The 24813-nt window shown below is 63.9% G+C and carries 16 protein-coding genes, 1 tRNA gene and 2 CRISPR repeat arrays; of the genes, 3 read left to right on the forward strand and 14 right to left on the reverse strand.

Annotation, left to right across the window (positions count from 1 at the left end; all coding sequences use genetic code 11):
- Positions 1–454: 454 nt before the first annotated feature.
- From HNS03_RS04520 to katG, 12 genes are all read right to left on the reverse strand, one after another.
- Positions 455–784, reverse strand: a complete 330-nt coding sequence (locus HNS03_RS04520; protein WP_367193446.1) for a hypothetical protein — start codon at positions 782–784, stop codon at positions 455–457.
- Between the two features lie 565 nt (positions 785–1349).
- Positions 1350–3035, reverse strand: coding sequence for a DUF4214 domain-containing protein (locus HNS03_RS04525; RefSeq protein ID WP_367193447.1), 1686 nt, complete (start codon positions 3033–3035; stop codon positions 1350–1352).
- A gap of 100 nt (positions 3036–3135) precedes the next feature.
- Positions 3136–4200: direct repeats of the CRISPR family, unit length 29 nt; unit sequence GGGTCTATCCCCGCGTGTGCGGGGGAGCC.
- 54 nt (positions 4201–4254) lie between these two features.
- The gene (gene cas2e, locus HNS03_RS04530; protein ID WP_367193449.1) at positions 4255–4560 is read right to left on the reverse strand and encodes a type I-E CRISPR-associated endoribonuclease Cas2e; all 306 of its coding nucleotides are present in this window, start codon (positions 4558–4560) and stop codon (positions 4255–4257) included.
- Between the two features lie 5 nt (positions 4561–4565).
- A complete protein-coding gene (gene cas1e / locus HNS03_RS04535) occupies positions 4566–5462 on the reverse strand; it encodes a type I-E CRISPR-associated endonuclease Cas1e (protein ID WP_367193450.1) in 897 nt (298 codons plus the stop codon).
- A gap of 3 nt (positions 5463–5465) precedes the next feature.
- On the reverse strand, positions 5466–6266 hold the full coding sequence (locus tag HNS03_RS04540) for a type I-E CRISPR-associated protein Cas6/Cse3/CasE (RefSeq protein ID WP_367193452.1): 801 nt from the start codon (positions 6264–6266) through the stop codon (positions 5466–5468).
- The gene (cas5e, locus tag HNS03_RS04545; RefSeq protein ID WP_367193453.1) at positions 6263–7003 is read right to left on the reverse strand and encodes a type I-E CRISPR-associated protein Cas5/CasD; all 741 of its coding nucleotides are present in this window, start codon (positions 7001–7003) and stop codon (positions 6263–6265) included. The genes HNS03_RS04540 and cas5e overlap by 4 nt, the downstream gene beginning before the upstream one ends.
- Positions 7000–8133: a type I-E CRISPR-associated protein Cas7/Cse4/CasC gene (gene cas7e, locus HNS03_RS04550; protein WP_367193455.1), complete on the reverse strand. Its 1134-nt coding sequence runs from the start codon at positions 8131–8133 to the stop codon at positions 7000–7002. Before cas7e ends, cas5e begins: the two co-directional genes overlap by 4 nt.
- Positions 8133–8723: a hypothetical protein gene (locus tag HNS03_RS04555; RefSeq protein ID WP_367193457.1), complete on the reverse strand. Its 591-nt coding sequence runs from the start codon at positions 8721–8723 to the stop codon at positions 8133–8135. The genes cas7e and HNS03_RS04555 overlap by 1 nt, the downstream gene beginning before the upstream one ends.
- Positions 8698–10326, reverse strand: a complete 1629-nt coding sequence (gene casA, locus HNS03_RS04560) for a type I-E CRISPR-associated protein Cse1/CasA (RefSeq protein WP_367193458.1) — start codon at positions 10324–10326, stop codon at positions 8698–8700. Before casA ends, HNS03_RS04555 begins: the two co-directional genes overlap by 26 nt.
- Positions 10327–10507: 181 nt before the next feature.
- Positions 10508–13138 (reverse strand): CRISPR-associated helicase Cas3', encoded by a 2631-nt coding sequence (cas3, locus tag HNS03_RS04565; RefSeq protein ID WP_367193460.1) that lies wholly within the window; start codon positions 13136–13138, stop codon positions 10508–10510.
- Between the two features lie 488 nt (positions 13139–13626).
- A CRISPR array of direct repeats spans positions 13627–14632; the repeat unit is 27 nt; unit sequence GTCTATCCCCGCGTGTGCGGGGGAGCC.
- 417 nt (positions 14633–15049) lie between these two features.
- Positions 15050–15126 (reverse strand) — tRNA-Arg (locus tag HNS03_RS04570).
- 567 nt (positions 15127–15693) lie between these two features.
- Positions 15694–17901 carry a catalase/peroxidase HPI gene (katG, locus tag HNS03_RS04575; protein ID WP_367193461.1) on the reverse strand — a complete coding sequence of 736 codons (2208 nt, stop codon included), beginning with the start codon at positions 17899–17901 and terminating at the stop codon, positions 15694–15696.
- 221 nt (positions 17902–18122) lie between these two features.
- Here katG and HNS03_RS04580 point away from each other — a divergent pair, with 221 nt between their 5' ends.
- The gene (locus HNS03_RS04580) at positions 18123–19073 is read left to right on the forward strand and encodes a hydrogen peroxide-inducible genes activator (RefSeq protein WP_367193463.1); all 951 of its coding nucleotides are present in this window, start codon (positions 18123–18125) and stop codon (positions 19071–19073) included.
- Between the two features lie 86 nt (positions 19074–19159).
- Here HNS03_RS04580 and HNS03_RS04585 read toward each other — a convergent pair whose 3' ends face one another.
- Complete coding sequence (locus tag HNS03_RS04585; RefSeq protein WP_367193465.1) at positions 19160–19369, reverse strand: CsbD family protein; 210 nt, start codon at positions 19367–19369, stop codon at positions 19160–19162.
- A gap of 322 nt (positions 19370–19691) precedes the next feature.
- Between HNS03_RS04585 and HNS03_RS04590 the strand changes: the two genes are divergently transcribed.
- Positions 19692–20804, forward strand: coding sequence for an AI-2E family transporter (locus HNS03_RS04590; protein ID WP_367193467.1), 1113 nt, complete (start codon positions 19692–19694; stop codon positions 20802–20804).
- A gap of 10 nt (positions 20805–20814) precedes the next feature.
- Here the strand turns inward: HNS03_RS04590 and bcsN are convergent, their stop codons facing one another.
- On the reverse strand, positions 20815–22083 hold the full coding sequence (gene bcsN / locus HNS03_RS04595) for a cellulose biosynthesis protein BcsN (protein ID WP_367193468.1): 1269 nt from the start codon (positions 22081–22083) through the stop codon (positions 20815–20817).
- A gap of 401 nt (positions 22084–22484) precedes the next feature.
- Between bcsN and bcsA the strand changes: the two genes are divergently transcribed.
- Positions 22485–24803, forward strand: a complete 2319-nt coding sequence (gene bcsA / locus HNS03_RS04600; protein ID WP_367193470.1) for a UDP-forming cellulose synthase catalytic subunit — start codon at positions 22485–22487, stop codon at positions 24801–24803.
- Positions 24804–24813 lie beyond the last annotated feature (10 nt).

The raw sequence follows: 24813 nt of genomic DNA on the forward strand, positions 1-24813 counted from the left end.
TGCAGCAAGTGTTTTGCAGCAAGCCAATAGGACGGATTGCCGAACTTGGAACCCGCACCCCCTGGCCACCGGCAATATCGGCCATCGGAGAAGATCCGAGATCCACCAGCCTGCACAGCAACCGGATTATTGCCTGTTAGTCTATTATTGCGAAAGATATTTGTCCGCAGGCCAACCCATGCAGCTCTGCCATTGCGCAATCGCCCTGCCGGCGGCCTTTCGCAACGGAACGGCCACCACGAGCGCACGCATCCGACGCTGACAAAGCCGGCCCCGGCAAAACCGGGCGACGCCTGGAAGGCAACGCGAGTCGGAGAAAAGCGGAACGGGTCTGGCAGTCTTGCCGCTCAAAATCCAAGCGAGCGCGCGATGTTGCCGCGCGCACTGTCCAAAGCAGCGCTCAACACTCACCCCCGAACAGAAGAATGAGCTTAGGCCAGCGCGGCACTAGGTTTCATGCCGGGCGTGGCCTCGCCAATGCTTCAGCAACGGCGGCCAACATATTCGCCGCGTCGTCATCATCTGCACCGATGGCGACTTCGGCGGCCCGCGTCGCGATTCTTATTAAGCCCGCGGCGAGCGTCGCATCCGGCCGTCCGGCCTCAAGACTGTCGCGCACGTCGCGAATGTCCAACGCCAGCGGCCGCAGCGCGCTGTCCCAGCGCCGAGCCTGCGCAAGAGCCAGATCCAGCCTGTCGAGGGCATGATCAACCGTCGCAGGCATGGCGGCGACGTAGGCGCACCAATCGTCGGGCCATGTCGAAGAATGGATAAGTGAAAGCACGGGGCCACCGATCTGTTTCGATGGCCACACCGTCGTCGTGATTTGGTTAGCAGAGACTAAACTCCGCAACGAACCGGAGGTCGTCTGCGTGGCATAGCCCGCGATCGATCGGCGATACGGCGCCGGCTATGACGAGACGGTCCACAGAAAATGCCCTCAAAGGCCTGCATGCGGAAAAGGCGCGTATTCGTGTCGCGGCGACGTCAGATGGTTTCGTCCTGCTGATCGTCTGGCCGGCCGAGCGGTTGGCCATACCGCCTGACCGGTGTTCTTGAAATCTCCAGCTTGAACGCCACGAGCTCAACGTCTCTCAGCAGCCTTTTGGGCTCGTTGAGCGAGTTCGCCGAGCTGATTAAGCCTGCACGCGAGAGCGCGATTGCTCCTATCCCTCTGAGGCCGCTCCCGCTCCACACCGAGAACCATCTGGAGGCCGGAGAAATCCGTCGGGCGCGCTCTTGCCTCCGAAACATGCCTGAACCGACGCAAACAGGGCAATTGAACGGCTACGCTTCAGCAAGCGACCAATACCATATCGTAGCCCCTTCACGTTGGCTCCTATGCACCCTCACACATACCAAATACCATCATCAATTGCTGCCGCAACATTCTCTTTATTTTCGGAACTTTCGGAAAAATACTTGAGAACCTCAGACCTACTAATACCTTCTCCAAATGCCTCGGACCAAAAATCAAAGCCAGCCTGATCCGGATCGCGATCCAAGACGTTATTGTAAAGTAGGCTTAGGAAGTCATCGTCAGATAGACTGTCTTCTGAGCCAAAATTTTGCGAGAACTCTTCAGACGACAGGAAATAACCCGCCGTTTCGTCGAGGCTAACGCGAGCATGATCCAACTGCTCCACCCAAAACCCAAGCCCGGCAGAGTCCGGCTTTCGATCAAATGCGGCTTTATAAAGGCGGTATGCCTGCCCTGCGACGCCGTCGATATCGAATGCGAGCACACCATCAGCAAACTCTATCCGCTCAACACCCGAAGCAGATACAAATGACGGATCCTCGCCAACAGACAAAATTGCATAATCATTTTCATAATCATAGGAAATAGCAGTATCCATGGCAGATATATCTATGTCTACAATATCAAAACCGCCCCGAGCGTCGATAAAATGAGCGCCTCCACCATCTATATTGAACAACTCAGGATCATTAGAACCGGTCCAGACATTCAAACCCTCAGTCAATTCCTCCTTGTAAACAGCCTTAACATCGCCCACGCCCCGATCTTCGCTTGAAATAATCCCCGCCTTAGGATAGGAAACTGCATATCCTTCAAATTCAACATCGTCACCATCATCAATCGCCGACAATATATTACTTATAGATTCATTATAAGAATCAATATTTTTATCCAATTCGGGTATTTTGTTTTCATTAAAATCCCTTATTATTTCTTCCATTTCGCTAATTTTAGAATTAATCTCAATAGAATCAAGGAAAACATTAGCCCCTTTCAAGGCACTATCCACAACATCGACGCCGAATATCGTCTTAGCTGCCTTCTTTACAAGAAGAAATTCAGTTACAGCATCCGTAAGGGAAATTAAAGATTGCATCGCGTTAATTGCATTCGGCTCATCAGCAAGATCGCTAAGCCTATCAGATGAATCCGCAAAATCAGCAACAATATCACTTAGATTAAGCATACTAGAAAGAAAATCCCCCTTCGGAAGCTTCCCAAAATTGGCCAACTTCATCGCAACATCTTCTGAAAAATCCAATATATTCATTGCACTCTGAAGATGGAGATCTTCTATTTCTTTCGAATTATTTTTTATAAATTCAAGCAATTCACTTTTCTGCTCTTGAGCAGATACAAGAGATTCTCCAATAACATTTAGGTATTTATTATAATTATAAAAATTAATCTCGATATCCTCGACCTGTCCGTCACCATTAATGTCTGCAAATACTATTTTGTTAGTTGTATCAATAATCTTATATTCGTATACGTTTTCATCAAATGGAGATCCATCTTGACGGTAGTCAGTATTCTGAACGTAGAAATACTCATCACCCTCAATAAGATCATCTGAGAATACATTTATTGTGTGTCTAGAAATTACAGCCGGATAGTTTCCAGATGGGATCCAGTCATCTAACGAACTATAATCCACTCCCGATCGCGCGGTGCCATCGGCGGTATTTACATGGACTCCATATGTATATCCTCGAGTCCCACTGTTAAATTTTGTTGAAAATGAATAAATTTGGCCTTCATACACCTCGATCATTACATGCCTCCACTACAATCGGCCGACAATATGAGAATTACACGCTTAGATATTATTTTCAACAATAAATTTTACCTTTGATTGTGGCTGGCCATTGGAAAGGTCTATGCCCGCGTGTGCGGGGGAGCCGCGCGCAAGAGTGCCGAGAAGTGCTGGAGCACGGGTCTATCCCCGCGTGTGCGGGGGAGCCAGCCCGGCTTCCGGATGTCGGATGAGCATCGGGGGTCTATCCCCGCGTGTGCGGGGGAGCCTCGTCGGCGCCCGCCGGATCGGACAAAAGCAGGGGTCTATCCCCGCGTGTGCGGGGGAGCCTCGTCGGCGCCCGCCGGATCGGACAAAAGCAGGGGTCTATCCCCGCGTGTGCGGGGGAGCCTCGTCGGCGCCCGCCGGATCGGACAAAAGCAGGGGTCTATCCCCGCGTGTGCGGGGGAGCCTCGTCGGCGCCCGCCGGATCGGACAAAAGCAGGGGTCTATCCCCGCGTGTGCGGGGGAGCCTGCTAATATTCCCGGTGTCGCGCGTTTTCTTAGGGTCTATCCCCGCGTGTGCGGGGGAGCCCGCGCCGCGCGGTGGGCCGCGCTATCCAATGGGGTCTATCCCCGCGTGTGCGGGGGAGCCTCGCTGGCCCACTACGATCACTACCGCGGGCAGGGTCTATCCCCGCGTGTGCGGGGGAGCCGCGAAGGAAGGTCACCGGATCCCGCTGGACCGGGGTCTATCCCCGCGTGTGCGGGGGAGCCCGTGGCCATGTTCGAAGACGAAGCGCTTGGGAGGGTCTATCCCCGCGTGTGCGGGGGAGCCGGTCGGTAAGGTTCAGAGACATGTAGTCGGCAGGGTCTATCCCCGCGTGTGCGGGGGAGCCCGTTAGGCCCAGCGTTTGCCGGGCCTGCTTCAGGGTCTATCCCCGCGTGTGCGGGGGAGCCATGGGGCTTACGCCGCTCACCAAGTTCCGCCAGGGTCTATCCCCGCGTGTGCGGGGGAGCCGGCTGAATCAGTGCTACAGGCGGCCGGATCTGGGGTCTATCCCCGCGTGTGCGGGGGAGCCTACGCCGACTGCATCGATCCGCACTGGGTCGCGGGTCTATCCCCGCGTGTGCGGGGGAGCCACCATGACCGTCATGCTGCGATCTCCTTTCTAGGGTCTATCCCCGCGTGTGCGGGGGAGCCTCTGGCAAGTAAGCCATTACGTTTCATACACTTTGTCAAAGAACGGGAAAAGCGTTAGCGCTCTTCCGCAGGGAGAGGCCGGCGCACCAGCAGCATGGCATCGTGGGCGACAATGTCCTTGGGCGGCTCGCCGAGGACTTCCAGCCCGAGCGCCCCGTTGGCACCGCTGTCGGCCCAGGTCATGACGATGCTGCCGCGGCCGAGGCGGGCATACCAATCCGACACCACCTCCCAGAGCCGTTTGCGAACGCCGGCGCTCATGCGGGGATGAGCATAGACGCCGGGCGACAGCTCCAGCATTGCCGAGCCCAGAAAGCCGCGATAGCGCGCCTCCACGTCGCGGGTTACGATCACCACCATCGGCATCAATCGTCCCCCTCGATCACGTCTTCCAGGTCCTTGTCGCCAACGCCGAGCAACATCTTGATGCGATCGATCATTGTCGGGATCACCGAGCGTTGGCGGAAGATCTTCGCCGCGCGCCGACGGACCAGTCGTTCGACGCCCTCTCCGCCCTTGGCCGCCTCCTTGGCAGCGCCGAAGGCGATCTCCAGCGTGACGTCGTGGCGGTAGAGGTCGGCGATATCGAGGACGAAGGACTGACCGGAGTCCTCGTGCACGAAGCCGAGCTGAGGGATCGCCCCGACGGAGGCAACGGCGACGGAGGCGGCGGCCGTCATCGCGGTCGCCGCATGGTTGATCGCCTGGTTGGGCAAGTCGCCGGCATCCGGACGGGCCCGGTCGTAGCGTCGGCCGTGCCATGGGACGGCAAAACGGTCGGCGGCGAGCTGGTAGCTGCGCTTGATGCGCGCGCCTTCCTGCCCGCGCAGAACTTCGATATCGCGGGTGCGGACGATCTCGCCGAAGCGGATGGCGTACATGGCGCGGGCCACCTCCATACGGCGCTTGGGATCCGCCCAAAGCGTGACCTGGGCGCGGGCGACGGCGGAACTGTCCGGCATCAGCGGAGGTGCCGTGTAGAAGCGGACGGCGCCTTCGCCGATTGCGGCAAGTGCGCAGCCATGGCGCGCAAGAATGCGCAGGGCGTCGTGGGTGACGCTGGAGCCCGGCCCGAGCAGGATGATCGACACGCCCTGATGCGGGATCTGGTAGTCGCCGGGGGCGAGGTCTCCGCCGCCGGCGGTGACGAAGCGCAGGCAGCCGTCCTCGACCTCGAGCCGGCCCCGGTCGAGCCAGACGAGGCCGTGCCGATCGGCGTGGGGAATGCGAGCCTTCTCAAGCCCAAGCCGACCGGTCAGCATCCTCTATCCCCTCCCCGGCGGACGCAGGAGCAGCATGCCGTAGCCATAGGCCGTATGCCGGCCGATCCCCTTTTGCAGGCGCTCTTGAAAGGCGCTCGGGTCGCCAACGATCAGGGTCCCCCGCAGAACGGCGTCGGGTCCTTCCGCAGACCGATCCTTTCGTGCCGCCTTCACACGGAGAAACTGCGCCAGTTCCGCCGTCTCGATCGCGGCCGCCGCCCCCAACCGCTCGCCGAGCCACTCCGTATAGACCGCTTCGCGCTTTCGGCCGGCGGCGGTCATGTTGCCATCCGGGTCACGCTCGTCCGGAAAGCGCCGAAGCGCCTCCACGAGAAAGGCATCGAGCTCGGCGCCGGCGGCAAACGCCTTCCCATCCGTGCGCGGCAAAGGCTTCATCAGGCGCCGGGTCGGGCGAACGCGGGCCTCGAAACCGAGCCGGCGCCCTTCGGCCCATGTCTCGGGCATCGGCTTGCCGGAAAGACCCTCAAGGTCAACAACGTCGAGCACCTCCGGCAGAGCGCAGGCGCGTGCCGTTTCGACGAGCGCTTTGGCGGACTCGGCGCTGTAGGCGTAAAGATGGCCGCGAACGCCGCCAGGGGCGGGCATCAATCGAAAGGGCTGTAGCTCCCCTTTGCCGAAAGTTTCCGACACCAGATGATGCAGCGCCCGACCCTCGTCGAACTGCGTGTCGCGTGGGCGCCCCTCCCGGCTGCGCTGGACGGTCCAGCCATAGTCGCGCTCCGCCGCCCATTTGCCGAGCGCACCGAGGTCGACGGTGACGCGGATCAGATGCAGCGGGCTCATGGGGCCGCCTCCGCCGGCATCAGGCTCCCCTCCGCAATCATCCGCGTGCCGCCGTGCAGCCCGGTCGTCCAGTTCCGGATGTCCGGGAGCGGGTAGATCCGCTCGATCTCCGCGCCGGTCACCGGCGCTTCGTCGACCGGCCATAACGCGCGCAATCGCTCCGATGCGCCAGCTCCAGGGGAGCCGGACGGAACAAGGCGCAGCGCCTCACCCGCGGTCTCGGCCATCACAAAGCCCCGGTAGAGCGGCGCGGACGGCAGGCACGGCTTGCGACCGAGGAACAACGGCCGCGCCGGCCGGTCGAGCGCCGCTTCAATCCGCTCAAGGGTCGGATCGGTCTCGGCGGGGTCGAGCCTGAGCGCGACCGTCATCAACACGTCGGCATGGTAATCGCGGCGGCGGCGATGGGGCGCGCCATAGCTGGCGCCGGCGCGGCCTTCGGGGGCGCCGAACGTGGTCCAGCCCTTGTCGTCGGCGGCAAGCTGTGCGTTCTGGGTGTCCGTCAAGCGGCCCAGCACCGGCTCATGCTCGCGACGGGCGGCGAAGACCAGCCGGTCCTGCAGCGCCTGGTGGGCTGCCGTCTCGGTACGCCGGTAGCCGAGCGCATTGGCGATCAGCCCGGTCAGCATGGAGGCGGCCGGAAAGTCGCGGGTGATGCCGACCTGATCGATCGCAACGCCACCGAACGCGGCGAGCGGTGCCTCGAGCCGCAGGATCAGATGTCGCGCGCCGCTCATGCCGAGCCGCGTACCTGGTCCGCTGCCCACGTGGCGATCTGGGCAAGATCGCCCCGCTCCGCACCCGACAGATCCGTATTCGCCAGCGAGAGAAACCGACGCGTCTCGCCGGTGGCATAGCATCGGTCGAGGTCGTGGAGGTGGTTGGAAAGCTTCGCGACCGCCTCGCCGAGATCTGGCCGTGCCGCGTCGCGGTAGGCGCCGGCGAGGCTGCGCGGCTGTCGGTCGCCGGCCTCCACCAACATCAAAGACGCCCGGCTGTAGGGCGCAGTCGAGCCGAGCTTGGCGCCGGGTGAGACCTCGGCGATCAGATAAAGGAGATTGTGGATGACCTCGGCCGCGAGCTGCCGGTCGTCGCCGAGATTTTCGACGAGTCCCGGCACGTCCACGACCACGTAGCCGTAGAACAGGCCGGAGGTCAGCTCGGTCTCCTGGATGGTATCGGCGCCGGCATCCTCGTCGTCGGTGTGGAGATCGTCGACGGCGGTCAGGTAGTCGCTCTCGCTCTCCTCGGCATGGACGGTGAAGGCGTGGGCGACGTGGATCGCCGCGTCGATGTTGGCGCTCGGGTCGGAGGTCACCATGCGGCCGAACAGAGCGGCGGTCAGCCCGCCCGGCAGCTTGGTCGCCTCGCGCATCACGCGGATGTTGGCGCGGAACGCCTTGCCCCACTCCGCTGCCGACGTCTCTGCCGCTTTCGGATCGTCCCCGGCCTCTCGGGCCAGCCGGTCGGCCTCGGCCGCGAGCCAGGTAATCTCCGGCGCACCGAACAGCAGCGTCTGCCGGCTCTGCTTGCCCTGATCGCCCTTGTCGCCATAGACGGCCTTCTGGAACGCCGGCTCCAGCGCCTCGACAACGGCGTCAGGATAGGTTCCGCGCAACGGCGCGATGACCTTCCGGGTCACCAACTCGCGCGAGCGGTGCGCGAGTTCCGCTCCATCGATCCGCCTGAGCGCATGCGGGTCGTCCTCGGCCATGCGCCAGTGGCGCTTGAGGCACTGGGAGGACACCCGGGTGCGCATCTCCCCGCCATAGGGCAGCCGCTTGGCAAGCCCGCTGTCGTCGCGGTTCAGGAGCGCGGCGGGATAGGAATGGAGCGTGTGGATCTGCAGAAAGCGGGTCTCGGACATCAGGCGGGCTCTTCTTCTGAGGTTTGGTTCGTCTCTGAGACACGGCGGTCGAGGCGGGCGTAGTAGTCCGCCGCAAGCCGGCGCTTGCGCTCAGGATTGGCCGGGTCCAGTAGGAGCCGGACGATCTCGGTGCAGTCGACACCATTCGACCGTGGCTTGGTGCGGGCGAGGACGCGGGTGAGCCGCTCCAGGCCGGGCGCGACCTGGTCGGCCGGCAGCGCCAGGAAGCGCGCGAGACGGACCTGACTGATGATCCCGTCCGGCTCCTCGACCTGGGGCGGCCGCCACTGGGGATCGCCACCGTCGCACAGCATCCGCCCGAGCGGACGCTTGCGCTCGTGCAGCCGATCGCTGGACAGGCGCCGGCCCTTCGGCGTCAGGATCGCCAGGATCTTGACGATCTGCATCCAGCGCGGGTCTGCCGCTTCGTTTCCGAGCTTCAGCTCGTGCGCCACATGCCAATAGGCCGGCGGGCCGACGCCGTTGACGTCCATGCGGCGCAGCTCGGCGAGCGGCCCGGTCCCCAGTTCCAGCAACGCACGGGAGAGGTGAAAGCCGATATCGTCAGGCTGCTGAGCTGTCGACGTCATCGTCGGCCTCCGGGCGGTGTTGGCGAGGGAACAGATCGGGGAACGTGCGGCGCACCGTTCGATCAAAGTCCGCACGGGCCCGTGCTTCGGCGCGCCAGCGAAACAGGCTCGCGCACGGGACGGCGCCGAGTTCGGCTTCGAACAGGGCGCTGGCACGCTCGAAAAGACGCCGGGCGAACGCGATTCCTACCGCATCCACCGCTGCCTCGCTGGCGTCCTGCGCCTCGAACCGATCCCACAGCGCCTCGAAGAAGACCGCGTCAACGACGTTGGCGAACCGCCGGCGGGCATCTGCGGCATGAGCGTAATCGTCCTTGGTCAATTCCCGCTCGCCGGCGGCCGACATGCGGGCCAGACCGTTGCGGATGGCCAGGTCGAATACCTCGATATCGGCCATTTGCGCCTGAGCCAGTTCGTAGAGGCGGGCGCGCTGATCGTCGCTCCCGAAGCCACGGAGAATGCGGTGGCGGATCGGCAGCACGCGCGACTTGAAGCCATCGGTTTTGCTGTTGCCGCGCGACAAGGCCTGGGCAACCAGAACGAGCGTGTCCTGGTCCTGCTCGGCTTCGGTCGGAGTGGCGAGCAGGGGGATCTCCCAGTTCGCCTCATGCCCCTTTTTGCCCTTCTCGCCGAAGAGCAAACGGGAGAGCGTGCGATAGTCGAAGTCGGCCTCGCCAAGCGTGAAGCTCTTGGCCTCGGTCTTGTGGGTCGGGGCCCAGGGATCGCCGACAGCACCGTTGAACGGTTTGGCCGCTATCCGCTGCGCCTTGGAGGTGCCGCGTCGGGCGGAAAGCGTTCCGTCACGGCTCACCAGGCGCACCCGCCGGCACACCTCGATGAACCAGATATCCAGCTCGGAGAGCTTGAGCTGGCTGCCTTCCGGCCAGGGCGCGAGCCAGCTCAGGCCGAGCCCGCCTTCCATAGGATAGTCGAGATGGCTCCAGCGATCGTCGAGCTGGTCGTCGCGGGTGGCGAGCAGAATCTCGACGTCGCGCCCGAAATGGGCGCCCAGGCGCGGCTCGACGGCCCGCCCGGCGAGATGCTGCGCCGGCGCGAGCCCCAGCATCGGTCGCGACGACGACCCGCCATTCATGCGGGCGATGCCGTGATTACCGGCGCCGCCGTAGCCTTCCATCGTCTGCAGCGAGACAAGCGCGAAGACCCAGTCCTCCGGCGCGCCGGCGCGGGCGATCGCCTGCTTGAGATCGTGGTTGCGCGACGTGATCAGCAAATCGAGGGCGTCCGCCGTCGCGACCTCTCCCGAAAGCTTGACCCCGTCCGGCACCGGCGGCTGCAGGAAGGCCGGCTTCGTCCAGTCGTCGACCACCAGCCGCCAGGGCTCATCCTCGGGGAAATCGGTCGTAAGGCCACGCAGCAGGCGAGCCCAATCGGCCTCGTCGGTGGGGATTTCGTCCGTATCCTCGGCCACGAGGGCAAGCGCCGCCAACTGAACCAGAAACATGTGCCAGGCCGGCGCCTGATGCGGCCGCATCGCGGGAAAGGACGCGATCTCGTCGCGGGCAAGAGCGGCCAGCACGCCGGGCAGGCTGAGCGCGCCGTGCGGGGCGGCCCGGATAAGCGGATCGGTGAGAAGGTCCGTCATGTCAGGCGGATCGTCCTGGCCGAACCGGCCCAAGCCGTTTGCGAATCGCCGTCGTCATCCATCACCCTCCCCAGACCGATCGAATTGAATCGCCACCAGCCAAGGTGGTCAAGACGAAGTGGTTTTCGCCCTTGAATTTTCCGAGGAGGAAAGGGCAGCTCGCGTTACGCCTGACCGCAGATCAGCTGGCCTTGCGCAATCCGCGCCTGTCGTAATGAAGCGATCGCCCTTCGATCTCGAAGCTCAACGCCCCCTCCCCGTCGCTCTCAGGCGTCACCGGCTCGGTTGTGTCGAGCCCGCGTGACCAGTGCGCCGGCAGGGTTACCCCTTCGATGGCGGCGCCGAAGGGTCCGACCACGGGCTCAGCGAATGTCACCCGCGCGCCCTCTTCGCCGAGCCGCGTGCGAATGCGCTCCTCGTCCCCGGGAAAGCGGACACGATCGTCCTGAAACCCGTGTTTCAATTGCAGCACGACGGCTTTCGCCGCGCCGACTTCGGCGATCTGTTTGCCGACGACGGTGTCTCGGTAGCCCGCCCATTCCGCTCCCAGCTCACCGTGAAGCCCGTCGATGCGGTCCGTATGGGTCGCGCTTTCGACCAGGAACCGATTGTCGGCGGGGATCGTCCAGACCGGCCGCTCGACCACCAACCGCCGGGTCAGCTCCAGGACTGCGAGATCCATGTAGATCCCTTGTGGCCCCGCCTTGGTCGCCCATGCGCCCAGCCCGTTCTCGAACGCGGGCGCGAGCAGCGGCGCAAGCCCCGCCTCCGGCTGCATCACCCGGCAGCGCGGCGTTGCGAAGCTGTCCGGTCGCGGAACCTCCCGACGCCGATGCAGGCGGCCGATCCGCTGCAAGAGCACATCCACCGGGCAAAGGTCAGTGAGAAGAAAATCTGAGCAGACGTCCAGGCTTTGCTCCAGCGTCTGGGTGCCGATGACGATCCGGCCCTCGATCGCTGTCCGCTCCGGCGAGAGGGCAGCTTCCACGGCTCCGTCGAGGAGCCGGCGATCTTCCGCTGAAAACCGCCCGTGATGCAGCGCCGGTCCGCCGGCGACCTGAAGCAAAAGTGCGCTGCCGCCGGCCTCCATCACCGCCTCGAAGGTGGCGACGGCCGCGTCGACGGTGTTGCGGATCAGCAGCACCCGCGCCCCGTGTTCGGCGGCCGCAATGGCGATCCCCGCCGCCTCCTCAGCGGCCATGGTGGGCACGAGGTCGACGGCAACGGACTTCTGATCGTCCTCGCGGCAGGTCTCGCCTAAGCTCGCCGGATTCGGCTGAGACCGGCTCCAAAGCGCCGGGTAAGGCGCGGCAATCGCCTCCTCGAAGCTCGGCGGCTTCGGTCGGCCCTTGAGGCCCGCACCCAGCCATTTGACCCGCGCCTTCGAGCCCAGCGTCGCCGACATCAGGAAGGCGTGCCCACCCCAGCCGAGATGCATCTTCAAGAGGTGGGTTTGCACTTCGACCTGGTAACCATCACTCGAATGGCATTCGTCGATGACCAGCAGGCTACGCGACAGCGAGGCGGCACGCAGATGGGCGTGCTTGACGGCAAGCGCAGCCAGCATCGCCTGATCGACCGTGCCGACCGCGATCGGCGCGGCGAGATAGCGCTTGGCGCTTTCCGCCGCCCAGCGCGCAAGCCATGTTCGCTCGTCCCCTTCGGAATCATCGTCCCAGCGCACCTCGAAGCCGGGCAGTGCCAGCCCCTCGTGCGTGCCCGCCCGCACATAGCCGGGCACGGCCAGAACGACCTCCGGCGCCAGATCGCCGAACACGCGCTCGGCCGCCTTTTGCACCCGGTGCTGCAATTGGGCGGCCGCCGCGCGGGTCGGCAGCGCAAAATAGAGACTGTCGACCAGCCCGGCTTCGAACAGCCGCACGAAGCGCCAAAGCGCGGCCTCGGTCTTGCCGGAGCCTGTTTCGGCTTCAAGGATCAGGAGCCGCTCGTCGAGCGGGTGAGCGCCGACCAAAGCTTGGTGCGCCTTTGGTTCGGTGAAACCGGTGAGACTTGTGAAATCAGCGTGCCCGGCGACACGCTCGACAAGGCTCCCGACATCGAGCCGAAGGGTGCGGACGGCCTCTTCGGCTTTTTCGCGCGCACGCGCCATGTAGCTCGGATCGAACGTGCCGACGAACTCGAAAATTCTTCGATCGGAGCCGATCCAGTCGGCAAGGGTCAGGAGACCGCAGAAGAGATGCTGAAATGCAGGCGTCGCCGGTAGCGGCTCGCCTCCCTCGACAAATGCGTCGGGAAACCAGTCCGGTAGGATCTGGCCGATTTCGCGAGCGGCCCCGACCGGATCGTAAAAGACGGTTGCGCAGCTAACGGCCGACCAGCCCACCCCAGCCGCGTCTTCAAGCTCGGTCGGGCGTCCGTGGTGCGAAAAGATACAGACGAGCAAGCCGAGTTGATCCGTCCAGGTCGAGAGCTCGGCCCACGGAAGAGCGTCCCGGATCGGTCGGACCCGAGGGTCACAGACGATCGCCAAGCCCTCCCGCTGATGGCCGTGGCGAGCGACCCCGCGCGGCCATTTCGGCCAGCCGATTGCCTGAAAGCCGGGATGGAGCTTGCCGATATCGTGCAGAAACGCCAAGACGGCGAGCCGGGCCAGGAGCGTCTCGGAGAGCGGTTGACCTGCGGCACTCTCAAGACGACGACGGATCACTGGCAAACGACACAACACCTCGACGCACGCCGCGACGTCGGCCATGTGATGGGCGAGGTGATGGAATTCGCCGCTACCGGCCCGGTCAAGTTTGCCCCAAGGGAACCGAACCATTCCACCGGCGGAACTGATCCCCGACGTCATACTGGAGCCCCCTTCAACTAACCGTTCGCGCGCCTCGACTGTCCACTTGGACCAATTTTTTCGCGCCAAAACAACGACGCGGCCCCTCAAAGCGCTGCGAGCGTAGCCGCTTCTTCCTTCTTTGCCTCAAGGGCTGGCCTGTCGCTCTTCGCCTCAGACCGGCCTCAGGCCCCTGTCGAGTGGACAAGAACTATGCGAGGGAGCCCCAAGCGCCCCGACGGCGGAAACCAGATCGTCGGACCTATCCCCGTATTGCCGGGAAGCCGAACCGGCGGACGCCGCGTCGATTCCGTCCGTGGCGATTGAGAACGATGCTCCGACCATCGCAGTTGCTCCCGTCCGTCGACGCGCCTATCTTTGAGGACGCGCGCCGAGCCATATTCGGATCGCCAATGTCGGGGTTTACTTCCGGCCCCGCGGCGCGCCCCTCACCTCTTCAGTTGTCGCCACGTTCAAAATGCGGCGTGCTGCTTCCTGATCGTTAAGGGCAGTCTATCCCCGCGTGTGCGGGGGAGCCGAAGGCCGCCGGGGGCTTCTGAGTGACCTTTTGGGGTCTATCCCCGCGTGTGCGGGGGAGCCTTCCTGGAGGCTTGCGGCGTTTCGCTGTGATCTGGTCTATCCCCGCGTGTGCGGGGGAGCCCCGGCGAAGTCTCGGAGGGCCTCCAGCTTGTCGGGTCTATCCCCGCGTGTGCGGGGGAGCCAGCGCATGAAGAGCGAGCTTCGCCCCCATCAGGGGTCTATCCCCGCGTGTGCGGGGGAGCCACCATGGTGGTGAAGATCATCGGGACGGCAGAGGGTCTATCCCCGCGTGTGCGGGGGAGCCGTCGACGATTTCGACGATGACGACGACGTCGGGGGTCTATCCCCGCGTGTGCGGGGGAGCCTTCGGCTTGCCCAGCCCCCGGGGCAGATCGAAGGGTCTATCCCCGCGTGTGCGGGGGAGCCTGCGGGATGCGACCGCGCAATTTATCCTCGAGGGGTCTATCCCCGCGTGTGCGGGGGAGCCGACACCACGCGGCCGATCATCTCGTCTCGATGGGGTCTATCCCCGCGTGTGCGGGGGAGCCCTCCAGAAGACCAACCCGGCACTTGCGGAGCAGGGTCTATCCCCGCGTGTGCGGGGGAGCCTCGACGACGACGAAAAGGCGACCCTCAGTAGTGGGTCTATCCCCGCGTGTGCGGGGGAGCCGCCGCAGCCGCAAATTCCTTGGCCAATCTCGCGGGTCTATCCCCGCGTGTGCGGGGGAGCCTGCGGGGCGTGATCTCTCCCGGTCACTTTCGGGGGTCTATCCCCGCGTGTGCGGGGGAGCCGACGACGGCCAGATGCTCCGAACACCAGGAAAGGGTCTATCCCCGCGTGTGCGGGGGAGCCTATTATCTGACAGCTCAGACTGGAGAAGATTGAGGTCTATCCCCGCGTGTGCGGGGGAGCCATGGCCTGCCGAAAGATCTGGGACGGAGTGCAGGGTCTATCCCCGCGTGTGCGGGGGAGCCTCTGGCAAGCAAGCCATTGCGTTTCATACACTTTGTCAAAGAACGGAACAGCCTTAGTGTTCTTTAGATGTAAAAAGCCAGCGGGCCAAGAGCATGGTATCTTGGGTGACGATACCCTGGACGCCCCGCCGAGGATTTCCAACCCCAACGCTGCGTTGCCGCCGGTTCGGCGCCGAAATGCGGACAAAACTCAGCACGGCCCCGATCACGGATCGCCGCGCACTCATCCGCGCCGTCGTCGACCGCATTAAGGTCAAACCCGACCTCATCCGCATTGTCTGAGCGAAAGATATGCTGGAGGCCACGCTCACAGGAAACCCGCCGAAAGGGGTTCGCGGGTTTGGTCGCGAGTGGCGCGCTCGTTCGAACGAAATTCGAACTCACTTTTAGACGAGGGCGACCATTCCCAAAAGGGAATGGCGCGCCGGGGAGGATTCGAACCCCCGACCCCCAGATTCGTAGTCTGGTGCTCTATCCAGCTGAGCTACCGGCGCCTGCCGAGCCGAACGGTCGATCGGAAGACCGTGGCTGTCGCGACGAAGCAGTGTCCGTCGAGAGCGGAATGCCTAGTCGGTTGGAGGAGTGAATGCAAGACCCTCGCAGGGCTTTTCGACGTTGTCCACGCCGGATTGATCCGGAGGAATTGCACTGCCCGATTTCCGCGCTCCCAAAGCGGGAAACCGGAAATGCGGAACCGGATGTCGGCCCATGTCAGGCTCCAAGGGCTGCCGCGATCGCGGAGCTTGCCCACGCGTTTTGACCGATGCGACCGTTCCGAAGCCTCCGCCCGCCCTCGCGCGCTCCGGTGTAATCCGCAACTTTGGTTGGCACGGACCGGCGATAGCCGGGACTTACCGGGACTTGGCGGATCTCGCGAAAATGCGCGTGATCTCAGGAAGCAAGCGGAGGCCGCGGCACGCGATCACGCGCCGATCGATTGGTCAGGACGAGCAACCAAGCTTGCGCGCGCCACGACGGCTCAACGAAAACGACCGGCGCCCGCTTCCGGACGCCGGTCGCAATTTGCGGCCGGCCGGTCAATCCGGCCGGCGTGAGGACAATCAGGCCAGGTCGAAGCGGTCCGCTGTCATGACCTTGGTCCAGGCCGCAACGAAATCCTTCACGAACTTCTGCTGATTGTCGCGCTGACCATAGACCTCGGCGAGCGCCCTGAGCTGGGAGTTCGACCCGAACACCAGGTCGACGCGCGTCGCGGTCCACTTGACGGCACCCGACTTGCGGTCGCGGCCCTCGAACACTTCCTCTGTGCCGTCCGTGGGCTCCCACTTCGTGCTCATGTCGAGCAGGTTCACGAAGAAGTCGTTGGTAAGCTGGCCCGGGCGATCGGTGAAGATGCCGTGCTTGGAGCCGCCATGGTTGGCCCCGAGCGCGCGCATGCCGCCGACCAGGACGGTCATCTCAGGCGCCGTAAGCGTCAGGAGCTGGGCCTTGTCGAGCATCAGCTCCTCGCCGGTGATGGCATAGCGATCCTTCTGGAAGTTCCGGAAGGCATCGGCCACCGGCTCCAGAACGGCATAGGCCTCCACGTCGGTCTGATCCTGGCTCGCATCCATGCGACCAGGCACGAACGGCACCTCGACCGGATGGCCGGCATCGATGGCCGCCTGCTCGATCGCAGCGGCACCGCCGAGCACGATCAGATCGGCGAGCGACACCTTCTTGTTGCCGGTCTGAGCGTCGTTGAAGGCCTTCTGGACGCCTTCCAGCGCGCTCAGAACCTTCGCAAGCTGCTCCGGCTCGTTGGCCGCCCAATTCCTGGCCGGCTCAAGACGGATGCGCGCACCGTTGGCGCCACCGCGCTTGTCGGACCCGCGGAACGTCGCGGCCGAACCCCAGGCGGTCTTGACCAGCTCGGGGATCGAAAGTCCCGTCGCCAGGATCTTCGCCTTCAGCTCGGTGATGTCCACGTCGTCGATCAGGACGTGATCGACCGCCGGAATCGGATCCTGCCAAACCAGATCTTCCGCCGGGACTTCCGGACCGATATAGCGCGCCTTCGGACCCATATCGCGGTGGGTCAGCTTGAACCAGGCGCGGGCGAAGGCGTCGGCGAACTGATCCGGGTTCTCGTAGAAGCGCCGGGAGATCTTCTCATATTCCGGGTCGAAGCGGAGCGAGAGATCGGTGGTCAACATCGTCGGCTTGCGGAACTTCGACGGATTGTGCGCATACGGGATGCTCTCCGGCGCGTTCTTGGCAACCCACTGCTGGGCACCGGCCGGGCTCTTCTCCAGCTCCCATTCGAAACCGAACAGGTTCTCGAAGAAGTTGTTGCTCCACTTGGTCGGGGTCTGCGTCCAGGTGACTTCCGGGCCGCCGCCGATGGTGTCGTCGCCCATGCCGCTGCCGAACGTGCTCGCCCAGCCGAGCCCCTGGGCGGCAATGCCGACGGCTTCCGGATCGGGACCGACCAGCGCAGCATCACCCGCACCATGGGTCTTGCCGAAGGTGTGGCCGCCGGCGATCAGCGCGACGGTCTCCTCGTCGTTCATCGCCATGCGGGCGAACGTCTCGCGGATGTCCTTGGCGGCTGCGACCGGATCGGGATTGCCGTCCGGGCCTTCCGGGTTGACGTAGATCAGGCCCATCTGCACTGCCGCCAGCGGGTTTTCCAGCTCGCGATCGCCGGAATAGCGGCTGTTGGGCCCACCGCTGAGCTCCAGCCACTCCTCCTCGGAGCCCCAATAGACGTCCTCTTCCGGCTCCCACACGTCCTCGCGGCCACCGGCAAAGCCGAACGTCTTGAAGCCCATGGACTCCAGCGCGACGTTGCCGGCCAGGATCATCAGGTCGGCCCAGGAGATCTTGTTGCCGTACTTCTGCTTGACCGGCCACAGCAGGCGGCGCGCCTTGTCGAGGTTGACGTTATCCGGCCAGGCGTTCAGCGGAGCGAAACGCTGCTGACCGCGCCCGCCGCCGCCGCGGCCGTCGCCCTGGCGATAGGTGCCGGCGGAGTGCCAGGCCATGCGGATCATGAACGGCCCGTAGTGGCCGAAGTCCGCCGGCCACCACTCCTGGCTGTCGGTCATCAGCTTCTCAAGGTCCTTCTTGAGACCCCAATAGTCGAGCTTCTGAAACTCCTCGGCATAGTCGAACCCCTTCGACATCGGGTCGGAGAGCGAGGAAAACTGATGCAGAATCTTGATGTTGAGCTGGTTCGGCCACCAGTCGCGGTTGGACCGCATGCTCATGTTGGTGACACCGTGAACCACCGGGCAACCGCCGGTTTTTTCGACTTTCGCGTCCATTCTTTCCTCCGATCGACCTTTGCGCTTAGTTCGAACCGTTCCAATGCTAACGGCTCTTGCCACCACGTCGAGACGTCCATGTGACGTCCCACGCCTCACCGTGGCCGCGTTGCGTCCCCGTGCGACCCATCCAGGGTCGGCGATGGTCGCATAGTGGCCCATAGATTCAATTAGTTCTAATTGGATTGAATGCGGCCATCGATTAGATTATCTAATCGAACATGGTTACGATGAAGCAGCTTCGTTATCTCGACGCGCTGGCGCGGCATCGCCATTTCGGCCGCGCAGCGGATGAGTGCGCGGTGACACAGCCGGCCTTGTCGCAACAGATCCGCCTTCTGGAGCATCAGCTCAAGCTGCAACTGGTGGAGCGGCTGCCGCGCGAGGTCCGCCTGACCGCCGACGGCGAAGAGATCGCGCGGCGTTCGTCCCGCATTCTGACGGAAGTGCGCGATCTGGTCGACCACGCCCATCATCGCTCGGCGGTTCTGTCGGGTACATTGCGGCTTGGCGTGATTCCGTCGATCGCGCCCTATGTGCTGCCGAAGGCGCTGCCACGGCTACAGGCCCGCTACCCCGAACTCGACCTCTCCATCCGGGAATCGCTCACCGCCACGCTTCTGAGCGAATTGTCCGCCGGAGCCCTCGACGTGATCCTGATCGCGCTTCCGATCGCGCCCGACGAGCGTGAGGTGGAGACGCTGCCCTTGTTCGAGGATCCGTTCGTGCTGGCGGTGAAGGCCGGCGCGTTCGATCATGCCGCCTGGTCGCCGGAGCAGATCGTCGCCAACGCCCCGCTCCTGCTGCTAGAGGAAGGGCACTGCCTTCGCGACCAAGCGCTTGCCTTTTGTCGCGGCGTGCGACCGGACATGCAGGCTCGGTTCGGAGCGTCCAGCCTCACGACGATCATGCAGATGGTGGCGAGCGGCTTCGGCGTCACGTTGTTGCCGGAGATGAGCATGGCGGCGGAGGCGCTGGACCCGCGCATCGACCTTCTGCAGTTCCACGCCCCGAGCCCGAAACGCGATGTCGGTCTTGCCTGGCGGCGCTCCTCCCCGCGCAAGGCGGACTTTGCGGCGCTGGGCGAGATCCTGCGCGGTTGCGCCGACGAGGCGCATGGCAATGCCCCGCTGATCCCACCGGATCAAGCGGGACGAAAGCTACCCCTTTAGAGCAAAAAACCCCGGCTCACGCCGGGGTTGATCGTCACGACCGTATTGGCCAGTCGCGGTTCGAGAAAGCTGGCTGAACGCGGATTTCAGGCCGCCGGCGCAAGCTCATCGAACCATCGGGTAATCTGCCGATAGGCTTCCTCAGTCGAGACGCCGTAACGCACCTCGATCCGTCGAACCAAGCGCTCGAGGCGACCGTCGATGTGCTCCAAATCGTCATCCGTCAGCCGGAACCACTGTTCCTGGACCGCCCCCTTCATTTGCCGCCAATTGCCTCGGATTTGCTCCAACATCATTGTCCACTCTCCACCTGCCGTGCCCACCGCGAGATGAGAACGCCGCGCGCATAGGGTTCGTTCCCCAAGCAAAGCGGGAACGTTTGCGGCCCTTCGCGCATTGGAACAGTCCAAAGGAAAAAAACCGGGAGCGGCCGCAGCCCTCCCGAATAAATCCGGGGCGTATTTTCGGATTTTCAAGCAAAGCGGGGCAGCAGATGCCGTCGGCACATAACCTTTTGCGCCGCCCGGACGGGTGCGAGCGCGATCTCGAACCTTTCCCGGCGAAGTGGGGCCTGGTCCGTTCCGCAGCGTTCTCCCGCGCAAGCCGAAAGCGCTAACGATGTCCGAGCGGGATCCCGGTCATTTAACCATCGCCGCCCTGGCCCATCACGACGAGGCGGAGACCGGAGGCGTACGCCGCCCCTGGGCGAATGCCGCCATGACGGCGCAGATCGGCCTGTTCGTGATCGCGCTTGCGGCCGTTCTCCATTTCGGCCGCGACGTGTTCGCACCGACCGTCGCCGGCCTGTTGGTGGGGCTGACCGTGGCGCCGTTCGTGGAGTGGCTGCGCAGGCGCGGGGTGCCCGCACCTCTCTCCAGTGCCGTGATCGTGATCGCTATGGTGGCCGCAATCGCTGCTGCGATCACCGCGCTCGCCGTCCCGCTGGAGACCTGGTCAAGCCGAATCCCGGAGATTGGCGCCAAGCTCGAAAATGAATGGAAGGACATTCGCGGGCCGCTGGAAACGCTCAAAGAGGTGGAGAAGCAGGTCCAGGACGCGACCAATCCCGGTCCGGATCAGGCCATGCAGGTATCGGTGCAGTCGCCGGGCATCATCACCGCGATGGTCTCCTCCGCGCCCGACGTCAGCGCACACGTTCTCGTTTTCCTTGCCACGCTCTACTTCTTCCTGGCGGGGCATGCGGAGTTTCGCCGGCAAGCGCTCGCGAGCTTCGTGCGGTTTCGCCGCCGGCGGGCTGCGGCCCGAATGTTCCGCGATATCGAGCGGTCGCTGTCGCAATACGTTCTGACGATCACCGCCATCAATGCCGGTTTCGGCGTTGTCGTGGGCCTGGCGATGTGGGCCCTCGGCCTGCCGTCGCCCCATCTCTGGGGCATGATGGCGGCAGTCTTGAATTTCGCGCTCTATATCGGACCGGCCGCAATGGCGGTGATCCTGTTCGGCGTGTCGGCACTCAGCTTCGACGGCCTGTCCGCCGCCATCGTGCCGCCGCTGGTTTATGTCGCGCTCAACCTGTTCGAGGGCCAGTTCGTGACCCCGACCGTGCTTGGCCGACGCTTCACCATGACACCGCTGGTGGTGTTCCTGGCCCTGGTGCTGTGGCTCTGGCTGTGGGGCATCATCGGTGCCTTCCTCGCCGTACCGCTGTTGATCGTCGGCCGGATCGTGTTCGTCCACCTCGCCTTCCCACCCGGCCGCAACACGGCATGACGGTACCCGCCTATCTGATGGTCTGCGGCGCCTTCGGGGCGGGGATGAGCGTGGTGGACGGCCCGACCTGACGCACGCCGTTGCTGCCGTTTCCGCTGGAGTCCTGACCGCTACCACCGCTTGAACCGCCGCTGGAGCCGCCGCTTGTCGCTGACGGCCTCGGGATGTCCGTCGAGGACGACGGGGCCGGCAGCGACGGAGCCCTGCTCACCGGCTGTTGGGCCGGGTTGGTCGCGCCAGGCGCCGGCGGCCGAGGAATGCTCTGCGAGGTGGTCGGCGCGGCGATCGAGGGTGCCCGTTGCACCTGCGGCTGGGACGGCGCTTGAGAGGATCGCGATTGCCCCGTCGAAGGCGGCGCCGGCACCGAGGACACGGCGGAGGACGTCGACGTGCTGCGCTGGCGTTGCGCGTTCGCCGGCGGCGGCACCACCGCGGCTCCCACCGCCGGCTCGTTCGTGAGATCGGCGTCCGTGGTGGTGCTCCGGGTGCGGGTGCTCGTACGGGAGGCCGAGGAGCGCGAGGACCGGGAGCGGGTCTTTCGGTATTCGCCCCAGCCGATCGGCGGCGCCGTCGACAGGTCTTCCACGACCTTGTCCGGGCCCAGCGGCTTGCCGAGCTTGCCGATATCCGGGTTCGGCTCGGGCAGATCGCCACCGAAGATGTTCCAATTGTTGGCCAGGAAGTAGACGTTGATGTTGAGGCCATAGGCCAGATAGAGCAGCTCGCGCGCCGTGGCATGGGCGCAGACCCGCAACCGCCAGGTCACCGCCCCGCGATAGCCGGGGAACAAGACGCTCTTCTTCGCGCGGATCTCTTGCCACGCATAGATGCAGTTCACACCACCGCCCATCTGACCGGTGGCGAAGCCGAACGGCCCGTAGCGGTTCTGCACATAGGTGTCGGACACTTGCATATAGACGCCGGGAAAGCGCTCGCGCATCTCGCGACGGATGTCGGCGACCGTCGGCTCGTCGAGCGACATCCGCTCCACGCCGCGATCGTCGCCCATCGGGCCGAACGCCCGCGCGACCAGCACGTTCTGGCCGGCCGAAGACGTCGGGTTGTCGAGAATGATCTCCTGGAGCACGCCGTTGGAGAAACGCTGTTCGATGACGGCGATCGGCTCAGGCCCACCCGGCGGCGGCGTAATGAACGCCTCCTCCACTGGCACCTTGTTGGCAAGGTTGGCCAAGCGCGGGCCTCGGGGCTGATAGGAGCAAGCCCCTACCGCCGCAGCAAGACCGAGGATCAACACCGCACGCACCACGAACTTCAACATCGGCTTCCCATCTCGCGCCGTCCGCCTCCGGGATCCGGAAAATGCAAAGCGGGAATCAAAACGGACTCCGCGCTTTGTGGAGGCAGCACCTTGCTAGCCGGAGAAGGTTTGAGAATTCGTTAACCATGTTCGCCGGCTTCGACAGCGCACCGAGCGGCCGGGGCGCTGGGGTTGCGAGATTGCGTCGACCCGCGCCTCGCAGCTCGTGTTAAGGGAATTTTCGTGAAATACTTGCCGGTTCATGAGATAGAAGTGCGCACGCCTTGCAAGTTTCGCGCGCCAACCGGTGAGGACGTGTTAACGCAAGGGTCCTACGATTCGCTTGGTGATGGTCACGCTGACGATCGAGAAACAAGCTCGATCGCGGCCGGCGAAGCACAAGAGCGCCCGACGAGCGGTGAATGGCTAGAATCTTAAACGTAGCGGGTTGGGCAGTGCTCGCGCTGCTGTTCGCGTTTCTCGTGACGCAGCCGATCGACCTCAACACGCATTTCATCACCGCGCTGGCGGCCGCGGCGATCATCGCCATCTTGAAGAATTTCAAGCGCGAGGGAATCGCGCGCCTGATCGTGCTCGGATTGGGCACGGCGATCGTGCTGCGCTACGTCTACTGGCGCACCACCAGCACGATTCCGCCGGTCGCCCAGCTGGAAGACTTTATCCCCGGGATCATCCTCTACGTCGCCGAGATGTACAGCGTGTTCATGCTGTGCCTCAGCGTGTTCGCCGTGGCCGATCCCTTGCGACGCCCGCCGGCGCCGGTGCTGCCGGACGAGGATCAGCCGACCGTCGACGTGTTCGTGCCGAGCTACAACGAGGATGCGGAGCTCTTGGCCACCACGCTGGCGGCCGCGCGCCAGATGGACTATCCGGCCGAGAAGTTCACCGTCTATCTGCTCGACGACGGCGGCACCGACCAGAAGTGCGAGGACGACGATCCGGAGAAGGCCGCCGAGGCACAGGCCCGCCGCCGCGAACTCCAGCAGCTCGCCCGCGACCTCGGGGTGCGCTACCTGACGCGCGCAAAGAACCTGCACGCCAAGGCCGGCAACCTGAACAACGGCCTCGCCCATTCCCACGGCGAGTTGGTGGTCGTGTTCGACGCCGACCACGCCCCCGCCCGCGACTTTCTCAAGCAGACGGTCGGTCTGTTCCGCGAGAACAAGCGGCTGTTCCTGGTTCAGACGCCCCACTTCTTCATCAACCCGGACCCGTTGGAGCGCAATCTGGAGACCTGGTCGCGCATGCCGTCGGAGAACGAGATGTTCTACGGCATGATCCAGCGCGGGTTCGACAAGTGGGACGCCTCCTTCTTCTGCGGTTCGGCCGCCGTGTTGCGCCGCGCCGCGCTGGAGACGGCCGGGGGCTTTTCCGGCGTTTCGATCACCGAGGACGCGGAGACCGCCCTGGAGCTGCATTCCCGCGGCTGGCAGAGCTCCTATGTGGACCGTCCGATGATCGCGGGCCTCCAGCCGGAAACGTTCGCGAGCTTCATCGGCCAGCGCTCGCGCTGGGCCCAGGGAATGCTGCAGATCATTCTCCTGAAGCGTCCGTTCCTGAAGCGCGGGCTGCGGTTGCCTCAGCGGCTGTGCTACATGGCCGCGTCGCTGTTCTGGATGTTCCCGTTCGCGCGGTTGACCTTCCTGTTCGCGCCGCTGGCCTACCTGTTCTTTTCGCTGCAGATCTTCAATGCATCGGGCGCGGAATTCGCCGCATATACGCTGACCTATATGCTCATCAATGTTCTACTTCAGAACTATCTGTATTCGAGCTTCCGCTGGCCCTACATCTCCGAATTATACGAGACGATCCAATCGATCTACCTGATCCGAGCGCTCGGCGGCGTGGTCATGAACCCGACCAAGCCAACCTTCAAGGTGACGGCCAAGGGGGAATCCACCGCTCAAAGCCGGATCTCGGAGCTCGGCTGGCCGTTCTACTTCATTTTCTTCCTGCTCGTGTTCGCGCTCCTGGTGACGATCTGGCGGGTGTGGACCCAGCCCTATATCGCGGACATCGCGCTGGTCGTGGGCGGTTGGAACGTGTTCAACCTCATCTTGATGGGGGCAGCGCTCGGCGTGGTCTCCGAGCGGCGGAACCTGCGCCAAAGCCAGCGGATCACAATCGACCGCAAGGCTGAGATCGTCTACGGCAGCGAGGTGGTCGCCGCCAAGATCGACGACGTATCCGTAAGCGGAACGCGCGTTCTGGTTCCCGCGTCCGCCCTCAAGGGCCTCAAGCGCGGCGAAGAAGTGATGATGCGCTTCGAACCGCGCTCACCGATGCTGACCACCAATTCCCTGCCTCTGAAAGTGATGTCGGTGGTGCGCGACCAGGGCGGCCAGGCGCTCGGCTGCCGGTTCTCCACCAAGGAGGCCGAGCATTTCCGGCTGGTCGCGGATCTCGTATTCGCCGATTCCAACGAATGGATCCGGTTCCAGCAGGGCCGCCGCAAGGACATCGGCGCCATTCGCGGCATTCTCGAATTCTTCGTGATGGCATTTTACCAGACCGTGCGCGGACTTTCCTATCTGTTCCCCCGCAAGGACGAGGAGGCCCAATCCCAAGGAATCGGGCCGGGCGACGCCAGCACCAAACACCATGGCCCGCCCGAGCGGCTGCCCCCTCCCGATCGCCCGGCGGATACCCATGGAGAGAACGGCGACGGCCCCTCGAACTCTCCGTCTCCGCAAGGTTCGACAGTGTACGCAGCAGAGTAGGAGCGCTGCG

The sequence above is a fragment of the Amorphus sp. 3PC139-8 genome, assembly GCF_040750475.1.
Classification (GTDB): Bacteria; Pseudomonadota; Alphaproteobacteria; order Rhizobiales; family Amorphaceae; genus Amorphus.